General features: G+C 51.9%; 24 protein-coding genes. 18 read left to right on the forward strand and 6 right to left on the reverse strand.

Features of this window, described 5'->3' with window-relative positions:
- The first annotated feature begins 21 nt into the window (after positions 1-21).
- From E0D98_RS03260 to rpnB, 15 genes are all read left to right on the forward strand, one after another.
- On the forward strand, positions 22-1035 hold the full coding sequence (locus E0D98_RS03260) for an aspartate-semialdehyde dehydrogenase (RefSeq protein WP_001289167.1): 1014 nt from the start codon (positions 22-24) through the stop codon (positions 1033-1035).
- The gene (gene truA, locus E0D98_RS03265; protein ID WP_001283585.1) at positions 1035-1847 is read left to right on the forward strand and encodes a tRNA pseudouridine(38-40) synthase TruA; all 813 of its coding nucleotides are present in this window, start codon (positions 1035-1037) and stop codon (positions 1845-1847) included. Before E0D98_RS03260 ends, truA begins: the two co-directional genes overlap by 1 nt.
- Before the next feature lie 82 nt (positions 1848-1929).
- A complete protein-coding gene (locus E0D98_RS03270) occupies positions 1930-2589 on the forward strand; it encodes a DedA family protein (RefSeq protein ID WP_000364335.1) in 660 nt (219 codons plus the stop codon).
- 155 nt (positions 2590-2744) lie between these two features.
- On the forward strand, positions 2745-3659 hold the full coding sequence (gene accD / locus E0D98_RS03275; RefSeq protein ID WP_000118404.1) for an acetyl-CoA carboxylase, carboxyltransferase subunit beta: 915 nt from the start codon (positions 2745-2747) through the stop codon (positions 3657-3659).
- 69 nt (positions 3660-3728) lie between these two features.
- Positions 3729-4997 (forward strand): bifunctional tetrahydrofolate synthase/dihydrofolate synthase, encoded by a 1269-nt coding sequence (gene folC / locus E0D98_RS03280; protein WP_000584547.1) that lies wholly within the window; start codon positions 3729-3731, stop codon positions 4995-4997.
- The gene (gene dedD / locus E0D98_RS03285; protein ID WP_000146992.1) at positions 4987-5649 is read left to right on the forward strand and encodes a cell division protein DedD; all 663 of its coding nucleotides are present in this window, start codon (positions 4987-4989) and stop codon (positions 5647-5649) included. Before folC ends, dedD begins: the two co-directional genes overlap by 11 nt.
- A 258-nt stretch (positions 5650-5907) precedes the next feature.
- Entirely contained in the window at positions 5908-6396 is a 489-nt protein-coding gene (gene cvpA / locus E0D98_RS03290; protein WP_000262113.1) for a colicin V production protein, read from the forward strand.
- A 36-nt stretch (positions 6397-6432) separates the two neighbouring features.
- A complete protein-coding gene (gene purF / locus E0D98_RS03295) occupies positions 6433-7950 on the forward strand; it encodes an amidophosphoribosyltransferase (protein ID WP_000334220.1) in 1518 nt (505 codons plus the stop codon).
- Between the two features lie 94 nt (positions 7951-8044).
- On the forward strand, positions 8045-8614 hold the full coding sequence (gene ubiX / locus E0D98_RS03300) for a flavin prenyltransferase UbiX (protein WP_047086693.1): 570 nt from the start codon (positions 8045-8047) through the stop codon (positions 8612-8614).
- Positions 8615-8879: 265 nt separating this feature from the next.
- Positions 8880-9662, forward strand: a complete 783-nt coding sequence (gene argT, locus E0D98_RS03305; protein WP_000748261.1) for a lysine/arginine/ornithine ABC transporter substrate-binding protein ArgT — start codon at positions 8880-8882, stop codon at positions 9660-9662.
- Between the two features lie 220 nt (positions 9663-9882).
- On the forward strand, positions 9883-10665 hold the full coding sequence (gene hisJ, locus E0D98_RS03310) for a histidine ABC transporter substrate-binding protein HisJ (RefSeq protein ID WP_000737621.1): 783 nt from the start codon (positions 9883-9885) through the stop codon (positions 10663-10665).
- Positions 10666-10754: 89 nt separating this feature from the next.
- Entirely contained in the window at positions 10755-11441 is a 687-nt protein-coding gene (hisQ, locus tag E0D98_RS03315; protein ID WP_000965518.1) for a histidine ABC transporter permease HisQ, read from the forward strand.
- Positions 11438-12154, forward strand: coding sequence for an ABC transporter permease (locus E0D98_RS03320; RefSeq protein ID WP_000569958.1), 717 nt, complete (start codon positions 11438-11440; stop codon positions 12152-12154). The genes hisQ and E0D98_RS03320 overlap by 4 nt, the downstream gene beginning before the upstream one ends.
- A gap of 7 nt (positions 12155-12161) precedes the next feature.
- Positions 12162-12935: a histidine ABC transporter ATP-binding protein HisP gene (hisP, locus tag E0D98_RS03325; RefSeq protein ID WP_001293612.1), complete on the forward strand. Its 774-nt coding sequence runs from the start codon at positions 12162-12164 to the stop codon at positions 12933-12935.
- A gap of 196 nt (positions 12936-13131) precedes the next feature.
- Positions 13132-14034: a recombination-promoting nuclease RpnB gene (gene rpnB, locus E0D98_RS03330; protein ID WP_000156113.1), complete on the forward strand. Its 903-nt coding sequence runs from the start codon at positions 13132-13134 to the stop codon at positions 14032-14034.
- A gap of 47 nt (positions 14035-14081) precedes the next feature.
- On the opposite strand, the gene E0D98_RS03335 is transcribed toward rpnB, so the two are convergent.
- Genes E0D98_RS03335 through yfcG form a run of 3 tightly spaced genes read right to left on the reverse strand, consistent with a single transcriptional unit; the run spans position 14082 to position 16062 of the window.
- A complete protein-coding gene (locus E0D98_RS03335; protein WP_001028339.1) occupies positions 14082-14975 on the reverse strand; it encodes a TIGR01777 family oxidoreductase in 894 nt (297 codons plus the stop codon).
- Between the two features lie 20 nt (positions 14976-14995).
- Positions 14996-15358 carry a dihydroneopterin triphosphate 2'-epimerase gene (gene folX, locus E0D98_RS03340; RefSeq protein WP_000068457.1) on the reverse strand — a complete coding sequence of 121 codons (363 nt, stop codon included), beginning with the start codon at positions 15356-15358 and terminating at the stop codon, positions 14996-14998.
- Between the two features lie 56 nt (positions 15359-15414).
- Positions 15415-16062: a GSH-dependent disulfide bond oxidoreductase gene (gene yfcG / locus E0D98_RS03345; RefSeq protein WP_000566471.1), complete on the reverse strand. Its 648-nt coding sequence runs from the start codon at positions 16060-16062 to the stop codon at positions 15415-15417.
- 135 nt (positions 16063-16197) lie between these two features.
- Between yfcG and yfcF the strand changes: the two genes are divergently transcribed.
- Genes yfcF through yfcD form a run of 3 tightly spaced genes read left to right on the forward strand, consistent with a single transcriptional unit; the run spans position 16198 to position 18049 of the window.
- Complete coding sequence (gene yfcF / locus E0D98_RS03350) at positions 16198-16842, forward strand: glutathione transferase (protein ID WP_000042442.1); 645 nt, start codon at positions 16198-16200, stop codon at positions 16840-16842.
- A 55-nt stretch (positions 16843-16897) separates the two neighbouring features.
- Positions 16898-17449 carry a phosphodiesterase gene (gene yfcE, locus E0D98_RS03355; RefSeq protein ID WP_000772452.1) on the forward strand — a complete coding sequence of 184 codons (552 nt, stop codon included), beginning with the start codon at positions 16898-16900 and terminating at the stop codon, positions 17447-17449.
- A 57-nt stretch (positions 17450-17506) separates the two neighbouring features.
- Positions 17507-18049 carry an NUDIX hydrolase YfcD gene (yfcD, locus tag E0D98_RS03360; RefSeq protein WP_000437935.1) on the forward strand — a complete coding sequence of 181 codons (543 nt, stop codon included), beginning with the start codon at positions 17507-17509 and terminating at the stop codon, positions 18047-18049.
- A 32-nt stretch (positions 18050-18081) separates the two neighbouring features.
- Here the strand turns inward: yfcD and yfcC are convergent, their stop codons facing one another.
- The 3 genes from yfcC to ackA all read right to left on the reverse strand — a co-directional run bounded on the left by yfcC (position 18082) and on the right by ackA (position 23213).
- Positions 18082-19602, reverse strand: a complete 1521-nt coding sequence (yfcC, locus tag E0D98_RS03365; protein ID WP_001274501.1) for a putative basic amino acid antiporter YfcC — start codon at positions 19600-19602, stop codon at positions 18082-18084.
- 189 nt (positions 19603-19791) lie between these two features.
- Complete coding sequence (pta, locus tag E0D98_RS03370) at positions 19792-21936, reverse strand: phosphate acetyltransferase (protein ID WP_000086722.1); 2145 nt, start codon at positions 21934-21936, stop codon at positions 19792-19794.
- A 74-nt stretch (positions 21937-22010) separates the two neighbouring features.
- A complete protein-coding gene (gene ackA / locus E0D98_RS03375; RefSeq protein WP_000095707.1) occupies positions 22011-23213 on the reverse strand; it encodes an acetate kinase in 1203 nt (400 codons plus the stop codon).
- Positions 23214-23395: the final 182 nt, after the last annotated feature.

A 23395-nucleotide genomic window follows, 5' to 3' on the forward strand; every position in this document is an offset into this window, starting at 1 on the left:
CTATTTCTGGAGTAAACCACCATGTCTGAAGGCTGGAACATTGCCGTCCTGGGCGCAACTGGCGCTGTGGGCGAAGCCCTGCTTGAAACGCTGGCTGAACGTCAGTTCCCGGTTGGGGAAATTTATGCACTGGCACGTAACGAAAGCGCAGGCGAACAACTGCGCTTTGGTGGTAAGACAATCACCGTGCAGGATGCCGCTGAATTCGACTGGACGCAGGCGCAGCTGGCATTTTTTGTCGCAGGCAAAGAAGCTACCGCTGCCTGGGTTGAAGAAGCGACCAACTCAGGTTGCCTGGTGATCGACAGCAGTGGATTGTTTGCTCTCGAACCCGACGTACCGCTGGTGGTGCCGGAAGTAAACCCGTTTGTACTGACAGATTACCGGAACCGGAATGTCATCGCCGTACCAGACAGTCTGACCAGCCAGCTGCTGGCGGCACTGAAACCGTTAATCGATCAGGGCGGTTTATCACGTATCAGCGTTACCAGCCTGATTTCAGCCTCCGCCCAGGGCAAAAAAGCGGTCGATGCGTTAGCGGGGCAGAGTGCGAAATTGCTCAACGGCATTCCGATTGACGAAGAAGATTTCTTCGGGCGTCAGCTGGCGTTCAACATGCTGCCGTTACTGCCGGATAGCGAAGGTAGCGTGCGTGAAGAACGTCGTATCGTTGACGAAGTACGCAAAATCCTGCAGGACGAAGGGCTGATGATTTCGGCTAGCGTCGTCCAGGCACCGGTATTCTACGGTCATGCCCAGATGGTCAACTTTGAAGCTCTGCGTCCACTGGCAGCAGAAGAAGCGCGTGATGCGTTTGTTCAAGGCGAAGATATTGTGCTCTCTGAAGAGAACGAATTCCCAACTCAGGTAGGTGATGCTTCGGGTACGCCGCATCTTTCTGTTGGCTGCGTGCGTAATGACTACGGTATGCCGGAGCAAGTCCAGTTCTGGTCGGTGGCCGATAACGTTCGCTTTGGCGGCGCGCTGATGGCAGTAAAAATCGCCGAGAAACTGGTGCAGGAGTATCTGTACTAATGTCCGACCAGCAACAACCGCCAGTTTATAAAATTGCGCTGGGCATTGAGTACGACGGCAGTAAGTATTACGGCTGGCAACGGCAGAACGAAGTTCGCAGTGTGCAGGAGAAGCTGGAAAAGGCGCTCTCCCAGGTGGCGAACGAACCCATCACCGTCTTCTGCGCCGGGCGTACTGACGCAGGGGTACACGGTACCGGGCAGGTTGTGCATTTCGAAACAACCGCGCTGCGCAAAGACGCGGCGTGGACCTTGGGCGTAAATGCGAATTTACCTGGTGACATCGCTGTGCGTTGGGTTAAAGCTGTACCTGATGATTTTCATGCCCGATTTAGCGCCACGGCTCGCCGTTATCGCTACATCATCTACAATCATCGGCTGCGCCCGGCGGTACTGAGTAAAGGGGTAACCCATTTTTACGAACCGCTGGACGCTGAACGGATGCATCGGGCTGCGCAATGCTTGCTGGGCGAGAATGATTTCACCTCGTTCCGTGCGGTGCAGTGCCAGTCCCGAACCCCGTGGCGCAACGTTATGCATATTAATGTCACGCGTCACGGTCCTTATGTGGTGGTAGATATTAAAGCGAATGCTTTTGTACATCATATGGTCAGGAATATTGTCGGCAGCCTGATGGAAGTCGGTGCCCACAACCAGCCGGAGAGCTGGATAGCAGAGTTGCTGGCGGCAAAGGACAGAACGCTGGCGGCAGCAACGGCAAAAGCGGAAGGGCTGTATCTGGTCGCGGTGGATTACCCTGACCGGTATGATCTTCCAAAACCGCCAATGGGCCCGCTATTTCTGGCGGACTAACGAGAATAATGCTCGGAACATTTCAGGCTGTAGCCAACGTAGTTACAGCCTGAAAGATGACGAGTACAAGGCATAGGCAAATATGGACCTGATTTATTTCCTCATCGATTTTATCCTGCACATTGACGTGCATCTGGCAGAGCTGGTCGCGGAGTACGGCGTCTGGGTTTATGCCATTTTGTTCTTAATTTTGTTCTGTGAAACCGGTCTGGTGGTAACGCCGTTTTTACCGGGTGATTCATTGCTGTTTGTTGCCGGAGCGTTGGCATCACTGGAAACCAACGATCTCAACGTCCATATGATGGTGGTGCTGATGCTGATCGCCGCGATTGTGGGTGACGCGGTCAATTACACTATCGGGCGGTTGTTCGGTGAAAAGTTGTTCAGTAATCCCAATTCGAAAATTTTCCGTCGCAGTTATCTCGACAAAACCCATCAGTTTTATGAGAAACATGGCGGCAAAACGATTATTCTCGCCCGTTTTGTGCCGATCGTCAGAACGTTCGCCCCGTTTGTTGCGGGAATGGGCCACATGTCGTACCGTCATTTCGCCGCTTATAACGTGATCGGCGCACTGTTGTGGGTACTGCTTTTTACCTACGCAGGCTATTTCTTCGGTACAATCCCGATGGTTCAGGATAACCTTAAGCTGCTGATCGTCGGGATTATTGTGGTTTCTATTTTGCCGGGCGTCATCGAAATAATCCGTCACAAACGCGCTGCGGCACGCGCCGCAAAATAAAAAGTAACTCCGCGGTTCGACCACTTTTTTATCCAAAGTTTCGGGCTGTTATGTTTTAATGTGCAACATTCATGGTCTGTTGGGGGCAAAAATGGCATTATGCGTCCCCAAAGATAAAACTGGCATCGAACCAGGTTCAGACAGAAAGGTCCCTAATGAGCTGGATTGAACGAATTAAAAGCAACATTACTCCCACCCGCAAGGCGAGCATTCCTGAAGGGGTGTGGACTAAGTGTGATAGCTGCGGTCAGGTTTTATACCGCGCTGAGCTGGAACGTAATCTTGAGGTCTGTCCGAAGTGTGACCATCACATGCGTATGACAGCGCGTAATCGCCTGCATAGCCTGTTAGATGAAGGAAGCCTTGTGGAGCTGGGTAGCGAGCTTGAGCCGAAAGATGTGCTGAAGTTTCGTGACTCCAAGAAGTATAAAGACCGTCTGGCATCTGCGCAGAAAGAAACCGGCGAAAAAGATGCGCTGGTGGTGATGAAAGGCACTCTGTATGGAATGCCGGTTGTCGCTGCGGCATTCGAGTTCGCCTTTATGGGCGGTTCAATGGGGTCTGTTGTGGGTGCACGTTTCGTGCGTGCCGTTGAGCAGGCGCTGGAAGATAACTGCCCGCTGATCTGCTTCTCCGCCTCTGGTGGCGCACGTATGCAGGAAGCACTGATGTCGCTGATGCAGATGGCGAAAACCTCTGCGGCACTGGCAAAAATGCAGGAGCGCGGCTTGCCGTACATCTCCGTGCTGACCGACCCGACGATGGGCGGTGTTTCTGCAAGTTTCGCCATGCTGGGCGATCTCAACATCGCTGAACCGAAAGCGTTAATCGGCTTTGCCGGTCCGCGTGTTATCGAACAGACCGTTCGCGAAAAACTGCCGCCTGGATTCCAGCGCAGTGAATTCCTGATCGAGAAAGGCGCGATCGACATGATCGTCCGTCGTCCGGAAATGCGCCTGAAACTGGCGAGCATTCTGGCGAAGTTGATGAATCTGCCAGCGCCGAATCCTGAAGCGCCGCGTGAAGGCGTAGTGGTACCCCCGGTACCGGATCAGGAACCTGAGGCCTGATAACTGATAAGGGCAGGGCCACTGGCTCTGCCCTTTTGCTATTCTCACCGTAACGAATCAGCGGATACCATGATTATCAAACGCACTCCTCAAGCCGCGTCGCCTCTGGCTTCGTGGCTTTCTTATCTGGAAAACCTGCACAGTAAAACTATCGATCTCGGCCTTGAGCGCGTGAGCCTGGTCGCGGCGCGTCTTGGCGTCCTGAAACCAGCGCCATTTGTGTTTACCGTTGCGGGTACGAATGGCAAAGGCACCACCTGCCGTACGCTGGAGTCGATTCTGATGGCGGCAGGGTACAAAGTGGGCGTCTACAGTTCGCCTCATCTGGTGCGTTATACCGAGCGCGTACGTGTGCAGGGCCAGGAATTGCCGGAATCGGCCCACACCGCCTCTTTTGCGGAGATTGAATCGGCACGCGGTGATATTTCCCTGACCTATTTCGAGTACGGTACGCTGTCGGCGTTGTGGCTGTTCAAGCAGGCACAACTTGACGTGGTGATTCTGGAAGTAGGGCTGGGCGGTCGTCTGGACGCAACCAATATTGTCGATGCCGATGTCGCGGTAGTAACCAGTATTGCGCTGGATCATACCGACTGGCTGGGGCCAGATCGCGAAAGTATTGGTCGCGAGAAAGCAGGCATCTTTCGCAGCGAAAAACCGGCAATTGTCGGTGAGCCGGAAATGCCTTCTACCATTGCTGATGTGGCGCAGGAAAAAGGTGCACTGTTACAACGTCGGGGCGTTGAGTGGAACTATTCCGTCACCGATCATGACTGGACGTTTAGCGATGCTCACGGCACGCTGGAAAATCTGCCGTTGCCGCTTGTCCCGCAACCGAATGCCGCAACGGCGCTGGCGGCACTGCGTGCCAGCGGGCTGGAAGTCAGTGAAAATGCCATTCGCGACGGGATTGCCAGCGCAATTTTGCCGGGACGTTTCCAGATTGTGAGCGAGTCGCCACGCGTTATTTTTGATGTCGCGCATAATCCACATGCGGCGGAATATCTCACCGGGCGTATGAAAGCGCTACCGAAAAACGGGCGCGTGCTGGCGGTTATCGGTATGCTACATGATAAAGATATTGCCGGAACTCTGGCCTGGTTGAAAAGCGTGGTTGATGACTGGTATTGTGCGCCACTGGAAGGGCCGCGCGGTGCCACGGCAGAACAACTGCTTGAGCATTTGGGTAACGGCAAATCATTTGATAGCGTTGCGCAGGCATGGGATGCCGCAATGGCGGACGCTAAAGCGGAAGACACCGTGCTGGTGTGTGGTTCTTTCCACACGGTCGCACATGTCATGGAAGTGATTGACGCGAGGAGAAGCGGTGGCAAGTAAGTTTCAGAATCGGTTAGTGGGCACGATCGTGCTGGTGGCGCTGGGGGTGATTGTACTTCCAGGGCTGCTGGACGGGCAGAAAAAACATTATCAGGATGAGTTTGCGGCTATCCCGCTGGTTCCAAAAGCGGGCGATCGCGATGAGCCTGATATGATGCCAGCCGCCACCCAGGCGTTGCCGACGCAGCCGCCGGAAGGCGCAGCGGAAGAGGTGCGGGCAGGTGATGCCGCAGCACCGTCGCTCGATCCGGCCACTATTGCAGCCAATAACACCGAGTTTGAACCGGAACCTGCACCGGTCGCCCCACCGAAGCCGAAACCGGTGGAGCCGCCTAAACCAAAGGTTGAAGCACCACCTGCGCCGAAGCCAGAACCGAAGCCGGTCGTGGAAGAAAAAGCTGCACCGACGGGTAAAGCCTATGTTGTGCAACTGGGTGCGCTGAAAAATGCCGATAAAGTGAATGAGATTGTCGGTAAGCTGCGCGGTGCCGGTTATCGGGTTTATACGTCGCCATCCACGCCAGTGCAGGGTAAAATTACCCGTATTCTGGTTGGGCCGGATGCCTCGAAAGATAAGCTGAAAGGTTCGCTGGGTGAGTTGAAGCAACTTTCTGGCTTAAGTGGCGTGGTAATGGGCTATACGCCGAATTAATACGGCCTTGCCTGATGCGACGCTGGCGCGTCTTATCAGGACTGGGCAGGGTTAGAACCGTAGGTCGGATAAGGCGTTTACGCCGCATCCGACACGCATTGCACGATGCCGCAAAGGCATAAAAAGTCGATGGCGTTGAATATTTTTTCAGCGCCATTTTTATTGATGCGCGGGAAGGAAATCCCTACGCAAACGTTTTCTTTTTCTGTTAGAATGCGCCCCGAACAGGATGACAGGGCGTAAAATCGTGGGACACATATGGTCTGGATTGATTACGCCATAATCGCGGTGATTGCTTTTTCCTCTCTGGTTAGCCTGATCCGCGGCTTTGTTCGTGAAGCGTTATCGCTGGTGACATGGGGTTGTGCTTTCTTTGTTGCCAGTCATTACTACACTTACCTGTCAGTCTGGTTTACGGGCTTTGAAGACGAACTGGTTCGAAATGGGATTGCCATCGCGGTACTATTTATCGCTACCCTGATCGTTGGTGCTATCGTGAACTTCGTGATAGGCCAGCTGGTGGAGAAAACGGGGTTGTCAGGCACCGATCGGGTGCTGGGCGTCTGTTTCGGTGCGTTGCGCGGTGTGTTGATTGTTGCCGCCATTCTATTCTTTCTCGACTCCTTTACCGGGGTGTCGAAAAGCGAAGACTGGAGCAAATCACAGCTGATCCCGCAGTTCAGTTTTATCATCAGATGGTTTTTTGATTATCTGCAAAGCTCGTCAAGTTTCTTGCCCAGAGCGTAAGTGCTCTGAGATGTGGCTTAACGAGGAAAAAGACGTATGTGCGGTATTGTCGGTATCGCCGGTGTTATGCCGGTTAACCAGTCGATTTATGATGCCTTAACGGTGCTTCAGCATCGCGGTCAGGATGCCGCCGGCATCATCACCATAGATGCCAATAACTGCTTCCGTTTGCGTAAAGCGAACGGGCTGGTGAGCGATGTATTTGAAGCTCGCCATATGCAGCGTTTGCAGGGCAATATGGGCATTGGTCATGTGCGTTACCCTACGGCTGGCAGCTCCAGCGCCTCTGAAGCGCAGCCGTTTTACGTTAACTCCCCGTATGGCATTACGCTTGCCCACAACGGCAATCTGACCAACGCTCACGAGTTGCGTAAAAAACTGTTTGAAGAAAAACGCCGCCACATCAACACCACTTCCGACTCGGAAATTCTGCTTAATATCTTCGCTAGCGAGCTGGACAACTTCCGCCACTACCCGCTGGAAGCCGACAATATTTTCGCTGCCATTGCTGCCACAAACCGCTTAATCCGCGGCGCATATGCCTGTGTGGCGATGATTATCGGCCACGGTATGGTTGCTTTCCGCGATCCAAACGGGATTCGTCCGCTGGTACTGGGAAAACGTGATATTGACGAGAACCGTACAGAATATATGGTCGCTTCCGAAAGCGTAGCGCTCGATACGCTGGGCTTTGATTTCCTGCGTGACGTCGCGCCGGGCGAAGCGATTTACATCACTGAAGAAGGGCAGTTGTTTACCCGTCAATGTGCTGACAATCCGGTCAGCAATCCGTGCCTGTTTGAGTATGTATACTTTGCTCGCCCGGACTCGTTCATCGACAAAATTTCCGTTTACAGCGCGCGTGTGAATATGGGCACGAAACTGGGCGAGAAAATTGCCCGCGAATGGGAAGATCTGGATATCGACGTGGTGATCCCGATCCCAGAAACCTCGTGTGATATCGCGCTGGAAATTGCTCGTATTCTGGGCAAACCGTACCGCCAGGGCTTCGTTAAAAACCGCTATGTTGGCCGCACCTTTATCATGCCGGGCCAGCAGCTGCGTCGTAAGTCCGTGCGCCGTAAACTGAATGCCAACCGCGCCGAGTTCCGCGATAAAAACGTCCTGCTGGTCGACGACTCCATCGTCCGTGGCACCACTTCTGAGCAGATTATCGAGATGGCACGCGAAGCCGGAGCGAAGAAAGTGTACCTCGCTTCTGCGGCACCGGAAATTCGCTTCCCGAACGTTTATGGTATTGATATGCCGAGCGCCACGGAACTGATCGCTCACGGTCGCGAAGTTGATGAAATTCGCCAGATCATCGGTGCTGACGGGTTGATTTTCCAGGATCTGAACGATCTGATCGACGCCGTTCGCGCTGAAAATCCGGATATCCAGCAGTTTGAATGCTCGGTGTTCAACGGCGTCTACGTCACCAAAGATGTTGATCAGGGCTACCTCGATTTCCTCGATACGTTACGTAATGATGACGCCAAAGCAGTGCAACGTCAGAACGAAGTGGAAAATCTCGAAATGCATAACGAAGGATGATGCCTTCGCTGAGGGTGCCGGTCTGGCACCCTGACTTGCAACTCCCGCCGAAATACTGCAAAGTCTGCCTGCAAGTCTGACAGGGCAACTATTTATGAAACGACTCATTGTAGGCATCAGCGGTGCCAGCGGCGCGATTTATGGCGTGCGCTTATTACAGGTTCTGCGCGATGTCGCAGATATCGAAACGCATCTGGTGATGAGCCAGGCGGCGCGCCAGACCTTATCCCTCGAAACGGGTTTTTCCCTGCGCGAAGTGCAGGCATTAGCTGATGTCACGCACGATGCGCGCGATATTTCCGCCAGCATCTCTTCCGGTTCTTTCCAGACGCTGGGGATGGTGATTTTACCCTGTTCAATCAAAACCCTTTCCGGCATTGTCCATAGCTATACTGATGGCTTACTGACCCGTGCGGCAGATGTGGTGCTGAAAGAGCGTCGCCCGTTGGTGCTCTGCGTGCGTGAAACACCATTGCACTTAGGCCATCTGCGTTTAATGACTCAGGCGGCAGAAATCGGTGCGGTGATTATGCCTCCCGTTCCGGCGTTTTATCATCGCCCGCAATCCCTTGATGATGTGATAAATCAGACGGTTAATCGTGTTCTTGACCAGTTTGCAATAACCCTTCCTGAAGATCTCTTTGCCCGCTGGCAGGGCGCATAACTCCGCTGTTGCCCTGTTTCAGGGCAATTTTGCAACCGCGATCAAATCCTCGACATTTTGTTTCTGCCATTCAATCGAAACGCTGCGATTCAACCGCTATACCTGCTATCTTCAACTTCAGGACAATAATGCAACGTCTTATTAACATATTTAACGTTGAATGTTACTGTTGTCGTCAAGATGGCATAAGACCTGCATGAAAGAGCCTGCAAACACACAACACAATACACAACATAAAAAAGCCATTTTCACTTGAGGGTTATGTATGAAGAAGTCGATTCTCGCTCTGTCTTTGTTAGTCGGTCTCTCCGCAGCGGCTTCCAGCTATGCGGCGCTACCGGAGACGGTACGTATCGGAACCGATACCACCTATGCGCCGTTCTCGTCGAAAGATGCTAAAGGTGATTTTGTTGGCTTTGATATCGATCTCGGTAACGAGATGTGCAAACGGATGCAGGTGAAATGTACCTGGGTTGCCAGTGACTTTGACGCGCTGATCCCCTCACTGAAAGCGAAAAAAATCGACGCCATTATTTCGTCGCTTTCCATTACCGATAAACGTCAGCAGGAGATTGCCTTCTCCGACAAGCTGTACGCCGCAGATTCTCGTTTGATTGCTGCCAAAGGTTCACCGATTCAGCCAACGCTGGATTCACTGAAAGGTAAACATGTTGGTGTGCTGCAGGGATCAACCCAGGAAGCTTACGCTAACGAGACCTGGCGTAGCAAAGGCGTGGATGTGGTGGCCTATGCCAACCAGGATTTGGTCTATTCCGATCTGGCTGCAGGACGTCTGGATGCTGCGTTACAAGATGAAGTTGCTGCCAGCGAAGGATTCCTCAAGCAACCTGCTGGTAAAGATTTCGCCTTTGCTGGCTCATCAGTAAAAGACAAAAAATACTTCGGTGATGGCACCGGTGTAGGGCTACGTAAAGATGATGCTGAACTGACGGCTGCCTTCAATAAGGCGCTTGGCGAGCTGCGTCAGGACGGCACCTACGACAAGATGGCGAAAAAGTATTTCGACTTTAATGTCTACGGTGACTGATACGTCGCTGGGAAGCTGTACCTGATGGAATGATCATCATGGTGCACGCCAGGTTTGTTGCACTATCGTGGTGCATTGAAATGCATACTTAAGCATTTTTAATGAAAAATAATACGTCTAACGGGGCGGGATATTTTGCCTTGATGGTCAATTTTATGGCACGATAAGTGTAACAAACCTGTAAATATTCCCTATAAAAAGACTGTCAGTTGAGGACATTATGAAAAAACTGGTGCTATCGCTCTCTCTGGTTCTGGCCTTCTCCAGCGCAACTGCGGCGTTTGCTGCGATTCCGCAAAACATCCGCATCGGTACCGACCCGACCTATGCGCCATTTGAATCAAAAAATTCACAAGGCGAACTGGTTGGCTTCGATATCGATCTGGCAAAGGAATTATGCAAACGCATCAATACGCAATGTACGTTTGTCGAAAATCCGCTGGATGCGTTAATCCCGTCCTTAAAAGCGAAGAAGATTGACGCCATCATGTCATCGCTTTCCATTACGGAAAAACGTCAGCAAGAAATAGCCTTCACCGACAAACTGTACGCTGCCGATTCTCGTTTGGTGGTGGCGAAAAATTCCGACATTCAGCCGACAGTCGAGTCGCTGAAAGGCAAACGGGTAGGCGTATTGCAGGGCACCACCCAGGAGACGTTCGGTAATGAACATTGGGCACCAAAAGGCATTGAAATCGTCTCGTATCAGGGGCAGGACAACATTTATTCTGACCTGACTGCCGGACGTATTGATGCCGCGTTCCAGGATGAGGTCGCTGCCAGCGAAGGTTTCCTCAAACAACCTGTCGGTAAAGATTACAAATTCGGTGGCCCGTCTGTTAAAGATGAAAAACTGTTTGGCGTAGGGACCGGCATGGGCCTGCGTAAAGAAGATAACGAACTGCGCGAGGCACTGAACAAAGCCTTTGCCGAAATGCGCGCTGACGGTACTTACGAGAAATTAGCGAAAAAGTACTTCGATTTTGATGTTTATGGCGGTTAATCGCCATCGGTGAAAGAAAGCCCGCTCCCTTCGGGTAACCGGAGGGAGACAAGAGGCGGTAATTCACCACACACGACAGGACAGGCAGCATGTTGTATGGGTTTTCAGGTGTTATTTTACAGGGTGCGCTCGTCACGCTGGAGCTGGCTATCAGTTCTGTAGTGCTCGCTGTAATCATCGGTTTAATTGGCGCTGGCGGTAAGCTCTCGCAAAATCGGCTTTCGGGGCTGATTTTCGAAGGGTACACCACGCTGATTCGAGGCGTGCCGGACTTGGTGTTGATGCTGCTGATTTTCTACGGTTTGCAGATTGCACTAAACACGGTGACGGAGGCGATGGGCGTCGGGCAGATTGATATCGATCCGATGGTCGCTGGTATTATTACTCTCGGTTTTATCTACGGTGCTTATTTTACCGAAACGTTCCGTGGCGCGTTTATGGCAGTGCCGAAAGGGCATATAGAGGCGGCGACGGCGTTCGGTTTTACTCGTGGGCAAGTGTTTCGGCGGATCATGTTTCCGGCGATGATGCGTTACGCCCTGCCAGGCATTGGCAACAACTGGCAGGTGATCCTCAAATCTACCGCACTGGTTTCGTTACTCGGCCTGGAAGATGTGGTCAAAGCCACCCAACTGGCAGGCAAAAGTACCTGGGAACCGTTCTATTTCGCCATCGTCTGTGGCGTGATTTACCTGGTTTTCACCACTGTTTCCAATGGTGTGCTGCTGTTCCTTGAGCGCCGCTACTCCGTGGGTGTGAAGAGGGCTGACCTGTGATCGAAATCTTACATGAATACTGGAAACCGCTGCTGTGGACCGACGGTTATCGCTTTACTGGTGTGGCGATCACTCTGTGGCTGCTTATTTTGTCGGTAGTGATAGGCGGAGTCCTGGCGCTGTTTCTGGCGATTGGTCGTGTCTCCAGTAATAAATACATCCAGTTTCCAATCTGGTTATTTACCTATATTTTTCGCGGTACGCCGCTGTATGTTCAGTTGCTGGTGTTCTATTCCGGCATGTACACGCTTGAGATTGTTAAGGGAACCGAATTCCTTAACGCTTTCTTCCGCAGTGGCCTGAACTGTACCGTGCTGGCGCTGACGCTTAACACCTGCGCTTACACTACCGAGATTTTTGCTGGGGCAATCCGTTCGGTTCCGCATGGGGAAATTGAAGCCGCCAGAGCCTATGGCTTCTCGACCTTTAAAATGTATCGCTGCATTATTTTGCCTTCTGCGCTGCGTATTGCGTTACCGGCATACAGCAATGAAGTGATCCTGATGCTGCACTCTACTGCGCTGGCGTTTACGGCCACGGTGCCGGATCTGCTGAAAATAGCCCGCGATATTAACGCCGCCACGTATCAACCTTTTACCGCCTTCGGCATTGCCGCGGTGCTCTATTTAATCATCTCTTATGTCCTGATCAGCCTCTTTCGCAGAGCGGAAAAACGCTGGTTGCAGCATGTGAAACCTTCTTCAACGCACTGAGAATACGATGTCCGAGAATAAATTAAACGTTATCGATTTGCACAAACGCTACGGCGAACATGAAGTGCTGAAAGGGGTCTCACTGCAAGCGAATGCCGGAGATGTAATAAGCATCATCGGATCGTCGGGATCGGGGAAAAGTACCTTTCTGCGCTGCATTAACTTCCTCGAAAAACCGAGTGAAGGGTCGATCGTGGTCAATGGCCAGACGATCAATCTGGTGCGCGACAAAGACGGTCAACTCAAAGTCGCCGATAAAAATCAACTGCGCTTACTGCGCACACGCCTGACGATGGTATTCCAGCACTTCAATCTCTGGAGCCATATGACGGTGCTGGAAAACGTCATGGAAGCGCCGATTCAGGTGTTGGGCCTGAGCAAGCAGGAAGCGCGCGAGCGGGCGGTGAAGTATCTGGCAAAAGTCGGGATAGACGAACGTGCGCAGGGGAAATATCCGGTGCATCTTTCCGGCGGTCAGCAACAGCGTGTTTCTATCGCGCGGGCGCTGGCGATGGAACCGGAAGTTTTACTGTTTGATGAACCTACCTCGGCGCTCGATCCTGAACTGGTAGGCGAAGTGTTACGTATTATGCAGCAACTGGCAGAAGAGGGGAAAACCATGGTGGTAGTGACTCACGAAATGGGCTTTGCTCGCCATGTTTCTACTCACGTCATTTTCCTCCATCAGGGGAAAATAGAAGAAGAGGGCGCGCCGGAGCAGTTATTTGGCAACCCGCAAAGCCCTCGTCTGCAACAGTTCCTTAAGGGATCGCTGAAATAATTTCCTCTCCGGTGGCTAACGCTGCCGGAGTATTTTCATGGGGAATTTGCGAGTCAGCTTCCGCTGAAATGTAAAAGTTGCAGTCCGCTAAAAATACTTCTGAATTCGCTGTCCAAAGATAAAAACTGCCTGCTGCATTGGGTGTTAATCGTGGTTATTGTCGCGTCATCTTAAATTTGAGGGGTGACGGAACGCCATGACAATATCGACAACTTCCACGCCGCATGATGCGGTATTTAAATCTTTTTTACGCCATCCAGACACCGCGCGGGATTTTATTGATATTCATCTTCCCGCGCCGCTGCGCAAACTGTGTGATTTAACGACGCTTAAACTGGAACCAAACAGTTTTATTGATGACGACCTGCGGCAATATTATTCCGACCTCTTGTGGTCTGTGAAAACGCAGGAGGGAGTGGGTTATATTTATGTAGTGATAGAGCACCAAAGTAAGCCGGAAGAATTAATGGCTTTTCGCATGATGCGTTATTCCATTGCGGCAATGCAAAACCATCTTGATGCGGGCTATAAAGAGCTTCCATTGGTGATCCCGATGCTGTTTTATCATGGTTGCAGAAGTCCTTATCCTTATTCACTCTGCTGGCTTGATGAATTTGCTGAGCCTGCGATTGCCCGTAAAATATATTCATCGGCTTTTCCGTTGGTGGATATTACCGTGGTGCCGGATGACGAGATTATGCAACACCGCAAAATGGCGCTGTTGGAGTTAATTCAGAAACATATTCGTCAGCGCGATCTGTTGGGATTAGTCGACCAAATTGTTTCGCTGCTAGTTACAGGGAACACTAATGACAGACAGCTAAAAGCCCTGTTTAATTATGTATTACAAACGGGAGATGCCCAGCGTTTCCGTGCATTTATTGGTGAGATAGCAGAACGCGCACCACAAGAAAAGGAGAAACTGATGACCATTGCTGACAGATTACGTGAAGAAGGGCGGAATGATGGATTAATTCTGGGCAAACGCGAAGAAGCCCTGCGTATTGCTCAGGAGATGCTGGATAGAGGTTTAGACAGAGAGTTAGTTATGATGGTGACCCGACTATCGCCAGACGATCTTATAGCGCAAAGCCACTAACCCTGTAACACCGGGAGTTAACTGGCGGATGTTTGCAGTAAACCACATCAGCGAACGACATCCGCCAGCGCCTCTTCTAAATCGTACCAACGAAACGCAAAACCCGCTTCTTCCAGCCGTTTAGGCAGCGCGCGTTGTCCACCTAATACCAGTACTGAAGATTCGCCCATTAACAGCCGAATGGCGGTTGCGGGGACGCGCAAAATAGCCGGGCGATGCAGCGCATGACCGAGCGCATGGGCAAATTGTTCATTGCGTATCGGGTAGGGCGAAACCATATTAAATGGCCCGCGCAGCTCGTTATCCAGCAGCCAGAGAATGCCGTTGACCATATCATCGATATGAATCCAGGCAAGATACTGCCGACCGGAACCAATCGGCCCGCCCAGGCCAAGACGAAACGGTGGCAGCATTTTACCGAGAATACCGCCGTCCGGTGCCAGTACCACGCCGGTTCGCAGCAGGCACACTCGCGTTTTGTCACTTTGCGCCCGGCAGGCAATCTCTTCCCAGCGGGCGCAGAGTTTATGAGTAAATTCGTTATGCGGCGGTTCCTCTTCGGTAACCACCACTTCACCTAAGTCGCCATAATAGCCCGTTGCCGAGCCGGAAATGAGTACCGACGGCGGCGTGTCGCTGGCATTAATCAAATCGACCAGTTTTTGCGTGATATTCCAGCGGCTTTGGCAGAGACGCTCTTTTTGCTCGTGAGTCCAGCGTTTATCAGCAATCGGTTCTCCGGCCAGGTTGATTACCGCATCAACGCCGTTGAGGTTGCTTTGATCGGCTAGCCCTTGCCATAGCGTCACCCGAGGGCCGAGAACGGAACTGGCTTTCTGTGGGTTACGCGTCACTACCGTGATTTGATGGCCCAGCTCCAGCAAACGCGGAATCAAATGGCGACCAATTAATCCCGTCCCTCCGGTGATCACTATGTTCATGCAGCCTCCCGATATGGCGGTTAACGCTGCCAGCTTAAGGTCATGGATACCGAATCGGCGTAGCGCAGCGCGTGCAGTTTATCGATCTCCACTTCAGCATACGTCACCCAGTGATGTTCACGTGCGATATCGAGCACATCCTGAGTTAATTTTTCCAGCAAAGAGAAACGGTTATTCTCTACATGCTGAATAATGTTTTTCGTTACGGTGCGATAATTCAGCGCATCGTTGATATCTTCGCTAGTGCGCGCTTTATCGGCGGGGTAGTGGATCGTCACATTGATAACAATATCCTGACGGTTGTTAATTTCTTCTTCCTTAATTCCGATAAACGTACGCAAACGAAGGTTCTTTATACGAATAATAGCGGCAGGTTGTGCCATTGCAGGTTCTCCGTTGTTTTACTTAGGATGAAATAATACACGAGAACCTGTTTCTGTTAACTATCCGAACGCTCATCACCGAGTTGTGCTTTTAGCAGTGCCTGCCCGGTGGCAGGGCGCGAACGGATCCGCTCATGCCAGTTCTTGACTGCCGGATACATTGCGAGGTCAATTCGCTGGCGAGTCCAGGCATTAACCCACGGCCAGCAGGCAATATCCGCAATGCTGTAGTTCTCGCCTCCCAGCCAGGGCGAGTTTTCCAGCCGCTTGTTCAGTACATGGTAAAGACGCTGAGTTTCAACCTGATAACGTTCAATAGCGTAAGGAATGGTTTGGGGGGCTGCGTGATTAAAATGATGATTTTGCCCAAGCATCGGCCCCAGTCCGCCTACCTGCCAGAATAACCACTGTAATGTGGCGGCGCGCTCACGCGTTTCATGACTCAAAAAGAGTCCTGTTTTCTCAGCCAGATACAACAAAATGGCACCAGACTCAAAGAGGCTTAACGGTTCGCCGCCATCGGCAGGAGAATGATCAACAATTGCCGGAATTTTGTTGTTGGGCGAAATGCGCAAAAATTCCGGACGAAACTGACCGCCTTTCCCCAGGTCTACCTTAATCAAGCGATAATCAAGCTCTGCTTCTTCGAGAAACAGCGTAATTTTGTGACCATTGGGTGTCGGGGCGAAATAGAGATCGATCATTGCAGCTCCGGTTGTTTAATCATCTGAACACCACAAGTATAGAAAGCGCGGCGACTTACGTGAGTATTCGTCACGTGACAGTGACAAAAAGGCTCTATAGTTTGATAGCCAGCCCCCTTTATTGCCGAGGACATAATGAGTAAACCCGCTATCACGCTTTGGTCAGATGCCCACTTTTTCTCCCCTTATGTGTTATCCGCCTGGGTGGCGTTGCAGGAAAAAGGCCTGTCGTTTCATATCAAGACCATCGACCTCGACAGCGGTGAACATTTGCAGCCGACGTGGCAAGGTTACGGTCAGACACGCCGTGTGCCGTTATTACAAATCGATGATTTTGAGTTGAGTGAATCTTCTGCCATTGCGGAGTATCTGGAAGATCGATTTGCGCCACCGACCTGGGAACGTATTTATCCGCTTGATTTAGAAAATCGTGCGCGTGCACGACAGATTCAGGCCTGGCTGCGCAGCGATCTGATGCCCATCCGCGAAGAGCGTCCGACGGATGTTGTCTTTGCGGGGGCGAAAAAAGCGCCACTAACGGCCGAGGGAAAAGCCAGTGCAGAGAAACTGTTTGCGATGGCAGAACATTTGTTAGTACTGGGTCAGCCGAATTTATTTGGTGAATGGTGCATTGCTGATACTGATCTGGCGCTAATGATTAACCGCCTGGTACTACATGGCGATGAGGTGCCAGAACGCCTGGTGGATTATGCGACATTCCAGTGGCAGCGAGCGTCTGTCCAGCGTTTTATTGCACTTTCGGCGAAGCAATCTGGCTGATAGCAACGACAGAATCCAGTATCATAGCTTACGTTTTTTCGACGAGGAGTGAGTGATGAAACTGATGTTTGCATCGGACATTCATGGGTCGTTACCGGCGACGGAACGTGTTCTGGAGTTGTTTGCCCAAAGCGGTGCCCAGTGGCTGGTGATCCTTGGCGACGTGTTGAATCACGGCCCGCGTAATGCTTTACCGGAGGGTTACGCGCCAGCCAAAGTCGCTGAACGGCTTAATGAAGTGGCACATAAGGTTATCGCTGTGCGCGGCAACTGCGACAGCGAAGTGGATCAAATGCTGCTGCATTTCCCGATAACCGCGCCGTGGCAACAGGTATTACTGGAAAAACAACGTCTGTTTTTGACGCATGGTCATCTTTTTGGCCCGGAAAATCTACCTGCTTTAAACCAGAACGATGTGCTGGTGTACGGTCATACCCATCTGCCAGTGGCAGAACAGCGGGGGGAGATTTTCCATTTCAACCCCGGCTCGGTGAGTATTCCGAAAGGCGGTAATCCGGCGAGTTATGGCATGCTGGATAATGACGTACTTAGTGTAATCGCACTCAATGATCAAAGTATCATTGCGCAGGTCGCGATTAATCCGTAATTTACCCACAACTCAAAATGCGCCGTAAGAGCGCCAGAAAAAGAAGGTTTCCTGATAATGGAACAGCGTCGTTTGGCAAGTACTGAATGGGTGGATATTGTCAATGAAGAGAACGAAGTCATTGCACAAGCCAGCCGGGAACAAATGCGGGCACAGTGTCTGCGTCATCGTGCAACTTACATCGTCGTGCATGATGGCATGGGCAAAATTCTGGTCCAGCGTCGTACCGAGACAAAAGACTTTTTACCCGGCATGTTAGATGCGACCGCAGGCGGTGTGGTTCAGGCCGATGAGCAACTGCTGGAATCCGCGCGTCGCGAAGCGGAAGAAGAGTTGGGCATTGCCGGTGTCCCCTTTGCCGAGCACGGGCAGTTCTATTTCGAAGATAAAAATTGCCGTGTCTGGGGCGCGTTGTTCAGCTGCGTCTCTCACGGTCCCTTCGCCCTACAGGAAGATGAAGTCAGTGAAGTTTGCTGGCTGACGCCGGAAGAAATCACCGCACGCTGCGATGAGTTCACTCCAGACTCGCTGAAAGCGCTGGCGTTGTGGATGAAGCGCAATGCCAAAAATGAAGCCGTAGAGACTGAAACGGCAGAATGAAAAAAGAGCCGCAATTGCGGCTCTTAACATTTTTAGTGGTAGCCCATCAACTGAGCGCCGATCACTACGACGCTGGACATAATAAACAGCAGTCCAAGTAGGGTCGCGCCCACCTTCAGCCAGTTACGGAAGTCCACCCTGCACACACCGAGAGTTGCCATTAACGAAGCTGAGGTTGGGTAAATGATGTGACTGAAGCCATCACCAAACTGGAATGCCAGCACGGTAACCTGACGGTTAACACCGACCAGATCGCCAAGCGGTGCCAGTAACGGCATGGTTAACGCCGCCTGACCAGAACCGGACGTCACGAAGAAATTAAATACCGCCTGGAAGAGCAACATAAACCAGGCCGCGACCGCGTTGTCCAGACCGCTAATGGCATTGGCAATGCTGTTGAGGATGGTATTTAACACGCTGGCATCACCCGCTTCACCATTACCGACCAGCAGCAAAATCCCTTTGGCGAAACCCACCAGCAGGGCAGGGGCGATCATCATTCGCGCCCCTTCGGTAAAGGATGAAGCCATGGTATTAACCGTCATGCCGTTAAGGCGGAAAACAACGCCGATGATGCCAATCACCAGACCCATGGTGAAGAACTGGCTGGCAATTTCTGGAATAAACCAGGCATTAACGATCACGCCCCAAATCACCCAGACCATTACGGCGGTCAGGACAATCAATACCAGCCAGTCACCAAAGGTAAACGGACGTTGTTCAACATCCGCCTGCTTTTCACGAAAGAAGCGGTCGGACTCATGCACGCGTGACAGAAGAGGATTCTTTTTCACTCGTGAGGCGTACACCATGGTAAAGATCAGGCCAATCATAGTGGCGATAACCCACACCACGATGCGCAACCCGGAGCCAGAAAGCACCGGAACGCCGGCAATCCCCTGAGCAACGACCACACAAAACGGGTTCATCCACGAACTGGCAAAACCGATTTGCGTGGCAATATAGGTCACCAGGACGGTGGTAATACTGTCATAGCCCAGCCGGACCATTAGCGGTGCGATGATAATGGCAAAGGCGACGGCCTCTTCTCCCATACCAAATACCGCGCCGCCAAGTGAAAACAGAATAAACAGCGCAGGAATAAAGAGAATTTCATTCCCGCGGGTATGGCGAATAAGCGCCAGGATACCGTTATCAATGGTTCCTGTACGCATCACAATGCCAAACGCGCCGCCAATCACCAGCATAAACATGATGATGCCAACAGCTGTCCCGTATTTCGATCCTGAGGTTAATCCTTCAAACGGGAAGTTCATCAGGCCCGGGCGTTCATCGCCCGTCGTGAACAGCTGTACGCGGTGATACTCAGGTTCGCCTGCTTCGTTAGTCAGAATGCGAAATGAGTGTGGATCTACGACTTTGCGTGTTTTTGTTTGACCATCAACCTGATACTGCACTTCCTGACTGTCAAACATCCCCACCGGAACTACCCAGGTGGCAAGGCTGGTTAAAATAGCAACAAAAAAGATAATCACCAACGTATCGGGCATTGCCCATCTTCTTGTTGGTTTGGATTCAGTGATTGCGGACATAGCGCAAATATTCCCTTGCACAAAACAAAGTGGTAAGTATGCAAAGTGAAATGGCGCAATTCATTGATGCAGCGCAGTTAAGCAAGATAATCAGAAAGGATTAATGCAGATTAAGAGAATAAAAAACCGGAAATAGTGATTATTTCCGGTTCAGATATCCGCAGCGCAAAGCTGCGGATGATGACGAGATTACTGCTGCTGTGCAGACTGAATCGCAGTCAGCGCGATGGTGTAGACGATATCGTCAACCAGTGCGCCACGGGACAGGTCGTTAACCGGCTTGCGCATACCCTGCAGCATCGGCCCGATGGAGATCAGGTCGGCAGAACGCTGTACCGCTTTGTAGGTGGTGTTACCGGTGTTCAGATCCGGGAAGATGAACACGGTAGCGCGACCTGCAACCGGAGAGTTCGGCGCTTTGGATTTCGCAACGTCAGCCATTACCGCAGCGTCGTACTGCAGCGGACCGTCGATCATCAGGTCAGGACGTTTTTCCTGCGCCAGACGAGTTGCTTCGCGAACTTTTTCTACGTCGCTACCTGCACCAGAAGTACCGGTGGAGTAGGAGAGCATAGCAACGCGCGGTTCGATACCGAAGGCCGCAGCGGAATCAGCGGACTGAATCGCGATTTCTGCCAGCTGTTCAGCGGTCGGATCCGGGTTGATCGCACAGTCACCGTAAACGTAAACCTGTTCCGGCAGCAGCATGAAGAACACGGAAGATACCAGGGAGCTGCCCGGTGCAGTTTTGATCAGCTGCAGCGGCGGACGGATGGTGTTTGCGGTAGTGTGAACAGCACCGGAAACCAGACCATCAACTTCATCCTGTTCCAGCATCAGCGTACCGAGCACCACGTTGTCTTCCAGCTGTTCGCGGGCAACGGTTTCGGTCATGCCTTTGTTCTTACGCAGTTCGACCAGACGACCAACATAGCTTTCGCGAACCACTTCTGGATCAACGATTTCAATCCCTGCACCCAGTTCTACACCCTGAGACGCTGCAACACGGTTGATCTCTGCCGGATTACCCAGCAGTACGCAAGTTGCGATACCACGTTCAGCACAGATAGCGGCTGCTTTAACGGTACGCGGTTCGTCACCTTCCGGCAGTACGATACGTTTGCCCGCTTTGCGCGCAAGTTCAGTCAGCTGATAACGGAACGCAGGCGGAGACAGACGACGGCTGCGCTCAGAAGTGGCAGTCAGAGATTCGATCCAGTCAGCGTTGATGTAGTTAGCAACGTATTCCTGAACTTTCTCGATACGTTCGTGATCGTCAACCGGAACTTCCAGGTTGAAGCTCTGCAGGCTCAGAGAGGTCTGCCAGGTGTTGGTGTTCACCATAAATACCGGCAGGCCGGTAGCGAAAGCACGTTCGCACAGTTTAGAAATGCGCGCGTCCATTTCGTAGCCGCCAGTCAGCAGCAGGGCACCGATTTCTACACCGTTCATGGCTGCCAGGCAAGCGGCCACCAGCACGTCAGGACGGTCTGCGGAAGTCACCAGCAGAGAACCGGCACGGAAGTGCTCCAGCATGTGCGGAATGCTGCGTGCGCAGAAAGTGACGGATTTAACGCGGCGAGTATTGATGTCGCCTTCGTTGATGATGGTCGCATTCAGGTGGCGAGCCATATCGATCGCACGAGTCGCGATCAGGTCAAAGCTCCACGGCACAGCGCCGAGAACCGGCAGCGGGCTGGATTCTTGCAGCTTCGCCGGATCAACATTGTTTACTTTAGCTTTGGAAGAGTCGTCGAAAATCTCGGACAGATCCGGGCGAGTACGACCCTGTTCATCAACCGGTGCGTTCAGTTTGTTAACGATAACGCCGGTGATGTTGGTGTTTTTGGCACCGCCGAAGCTGTTGCGGGTCAGTTCGATACGCTCTTTCAGCTGTTCCGGGGTGTCAGTGCCCTGAGACATAACGAAGACGATTTCCGCATTCAGCGTTTTAGCGATTTCGTAGTTCAGAGACTGGGCAAACTGGTGCTTACGTGTCGGGACCAGACCTTCAACCAGAACGACTTCAGCGTCTTTGGTGTTAGCGTGGTAGTTTGCGACGATCTCTTCCATCAGCACATCTTTCTGATTGCTGGAAAGCAGACCTTCAACGTAGCTCATTTTCAGCGGTTCAGCGGCCGTCGTGGTGGAAGAGTTCGCACGCACGATAGTCGTAGTCTGATCGGGCGCATCGCCACCGGTACGCGGCTGAGCGATAGGTTTGAAAACGCTCAGACGAACGCCTTTGCGTTCCATTGCACGGATCACGCCAAGGCTGACGCTGGTCAGACCGACGCTGGTTCCGGTAGGGATCAGCATAATAATACGGGACACGGTTTATCCTCTTTCGTTACCGCCGATTTGGCGGGTTACAAAACAGCACCGCCAGCTGAGCTGGCGGTGTGAAATCAGGCAGTCAGGCGGCTCGCGTCTTGCGCGATAACCAGTTCTTCGTTGGTTGGGATAACCACCGCAGGACGGGTACCTTCTTTGTTGATGAAACCAGATTTGCCGAAACGTGCAGCCAGGTTGCGTTCATGATCAACTTCAAAGCCCAGCACGCCCAGTTTGCCCAGAGACAGTTCACGAACCATCGCGGCATTTTCACCGATACCACCAGTGAATACAACAGCGTCCAGACGACCATCCATCAGCGCAGTGTAGGCACCGATGTATTTCGCCAGGCGGTGGCAGTAAACGTCCATTGCGCGCTTCGCGTCTTCTTTCGTCGCGTAGTTGTCTTCAACATAGCGGCAGTCGCTGGTCACTTCGGTCAGACCCAGCAGGCCAGACTCTTTGGTCAGCAGTTTGTTGATTGCGTCAACGCTCATGCCCAGGGTGTCGTGCAGGTGGAAGATGATCGCCGGATCGATATCACCAGAACGGGTACCCATGACCAGACCTTCCAGCGGGGTCAGGCCCATAGAGGTGTCAACGCATTTACCGTTGCGGATAGCAGAAACGGAACCACCGTTGCCCAGGTGGCAGGTGATGATGTTCAGTTCTTCTACCGGTTTGTTCAGCATTTTTGCCGCTTCCTGGGTTACATAGAAGTGGCTGGTGCCGTGCGCGCCGTAACGACGGATGCCGTGCTCTTTGTACAGGTTGTACGGCAGGGCGTAGAGGTAAGACTCTTCCGGCATAGTCTGGTGGAACGCGGTGTCAAATACAGCAACGTTTTTGTCTTTCAGCTGTGGGAAAGATTTCAGAGCTTCTTCGATACCGATCAGGTGAGCCGGGTTGTGCAGCGGTGCAAAAGAAGCTGCATCTTTGATACCCTGAATAACAGACTCATCGATCACTACGGAGCTGGTATACTTTTCGCCGCCGTGTACGATACGGTGACCGATAGCAGTCAGCTGCGCAGACAGTTCTGGTTTTTGTGCCAGAATAGTATTAACGATAAAGTTGAGCGCTTCGCTGTGAGCGGCACCTGCACCTAAAGCCGCTTCCTGTTTATTGCCGTCCATTTTCCATTTGATACGTGCTTCGGGCAGGTGGAAACATTCGGCTAAACCAGAAAGGTACTCTTCACCATTTACTGCATCGATGATGGCAAATTTCAGTGAAGAACTACCGCAGTTCAGAACCAGTACTAACTTACTCGACATGGAAGTACCTATAATTGATACGTGGCTAAAAAAACGTCAGGGAGCCATAGAGCGTAGCGCATGATGACACCGACATTTATGATTAACATCATGCACTGCAAATTTTTTTTGCATGATGGAAGAAATATCTTGAGTCTATGCCATTTTGCGTAATTTTCAGCCAATGGCATAATGTATATGAA

Origin of the sequence: Escherichia sp. KCJ4928, assembly GCF_004352695.1 — a bacterium.
In the GTDB taxonomy this organism is placed as follows: Bacteria; Pseudomonadota; Gammaproteobacteria; order Enterobacterales; family Enterobacteriaceae; genus ECMA0423.

Bases quoted from the DNA above. Each gene is read 5' to 3' on its own strand.
- E0D98_RS03260 (WP_001289167.1), top strand. From the start codon at position 22: ATGTCTGAAGGCTGGAACATTGCCGTCCTGGGCGCAACTGGCGCTGTG.
- yfcD (WP_000437935.1), top strand. From the start codon at position 17,507: ATGGAACAGCGTCGTTTGGCAAGTACTGAATGGGTGGATATTGTCAAT.
- E0D98_RS03270 (WP_000364335.1), top strand. From the start codon at position 1,930: ATGGACCTGATTTATTTCCTCATCGATTTTATCCTGCACATTGACGTG.
- yfcE (WP_000772452.1), top strand. From the start codon at position 16,898: ATGAAACTGATGTTTGCATCGGACATTCATGGGTCGTTACCGGCGACG.
- truA (WP_001283585.1), top strand. From the start codon at position 1,035: ATGTCCGACCAGCAACAACCGCCAGTTTATAAAATTGCGCTGGGCATT.
- hisJ (WP_000737621.1), top strand. From the start codon at position 9,883: ATGAAAAAACTGGTGCTATCGCTCTCTCTGGTTCTGGCCTTCTCCAGC.
- yfcC (WP_001274501.1), bottom strand. From the start codon at position 19,602: ATGTCCGCAATCACTGAATCCAAACCAACAAGAAGATGGGCAATGCCC.
- hisP (WP_001293612.1), top strand. From the start codon at position 12,162: ATGTCCGAGAATAAATTAAACGTTATCGATTTGCACAAACGCTACGGC.
- hisQ (WP_000965518.1), top strand. From the start codon at position 10,755: ATGTTGTATGGGTTTTCAGGTGTTATTTTACAGGGTGCGCTCGTCACG.
- rpnB (WP_000156113.1), top strand. From the start codon at position 13,132: ATGACAATATCGACAACTTCCACGCCGCATGATGCGGTATTTAAATCT.
- yfcF (WP_000042442.1), top strand. From the start codon at position 16,198: ATGAGTAAACCCGCTATCACGCTTTGGTCAGATGCCCACTTTTTCTCC.
- accD (WP_000118404.1), top strand. From the start codon at position 2,745: ATGAGCTGGATTGAACGAATTAAAAGCAACATTACTCCCACCCGCAAG.
- purF (WP_000334220.1), top strand. From the start codon at position 6,433: ATGTGCGGTATTGTCGGTATCGCCGGTGTTATGCCGGTTAACCAGTCG.
- ubiX (WP_047086693.1), top strand. From the start codon at position 8,045: ATGAAACGACTCATTGTAGGCATCAGCGGTGCCAGCGGCGCGATTTAT.
- argT (WP_000748261.1), top strand. From the start codon at position 8,880: ATGAAGAAGTCGATTCTCGCTCTGTCTTTGTTAGTCGGTCTCTCCGCA.
- E0D98_RS03335 (WP_001028339.1), bottom strand. From the start codon at position 14,975: ATGAACATAGTGATCACCGGAGGGACGGGATTAATTGGTCGCCATTTG.
- cvpA (WP_000262113.1), top strand. From the start codon at position 5,908: ATGGTCTGGATTGATTACGCCATAATCGCGGTGATTGCTTTTTCCTCT.
- yfcG (WP_000566471.1), bottom strand. From the start codon at position 16,062: ATGATCGATCTCTATTTCGCCCCGACACCCAATGGTCACAAAATTACG.
- ackA (WP_000095707.1), bottom strand. From the start codon at position 23,213: ATGTCGAGTAAGTTAGTACTGGTTCTGAACTGCGGTAGTTCTTCACTG.
- folC (WP_000584547.1), top strand. From the start codon at position 3,729: ATGATTATCAAACGCACTCCTCAAGCCGCGTCGCCTCTGGCTTCGTGG.
- folX (WP_000068457.1), bottom strand. From the start codon at position 15,358: ATGGCACAACCTGCCGCTATTATTCGTATAAAGAACCTTCGTTTGCGT.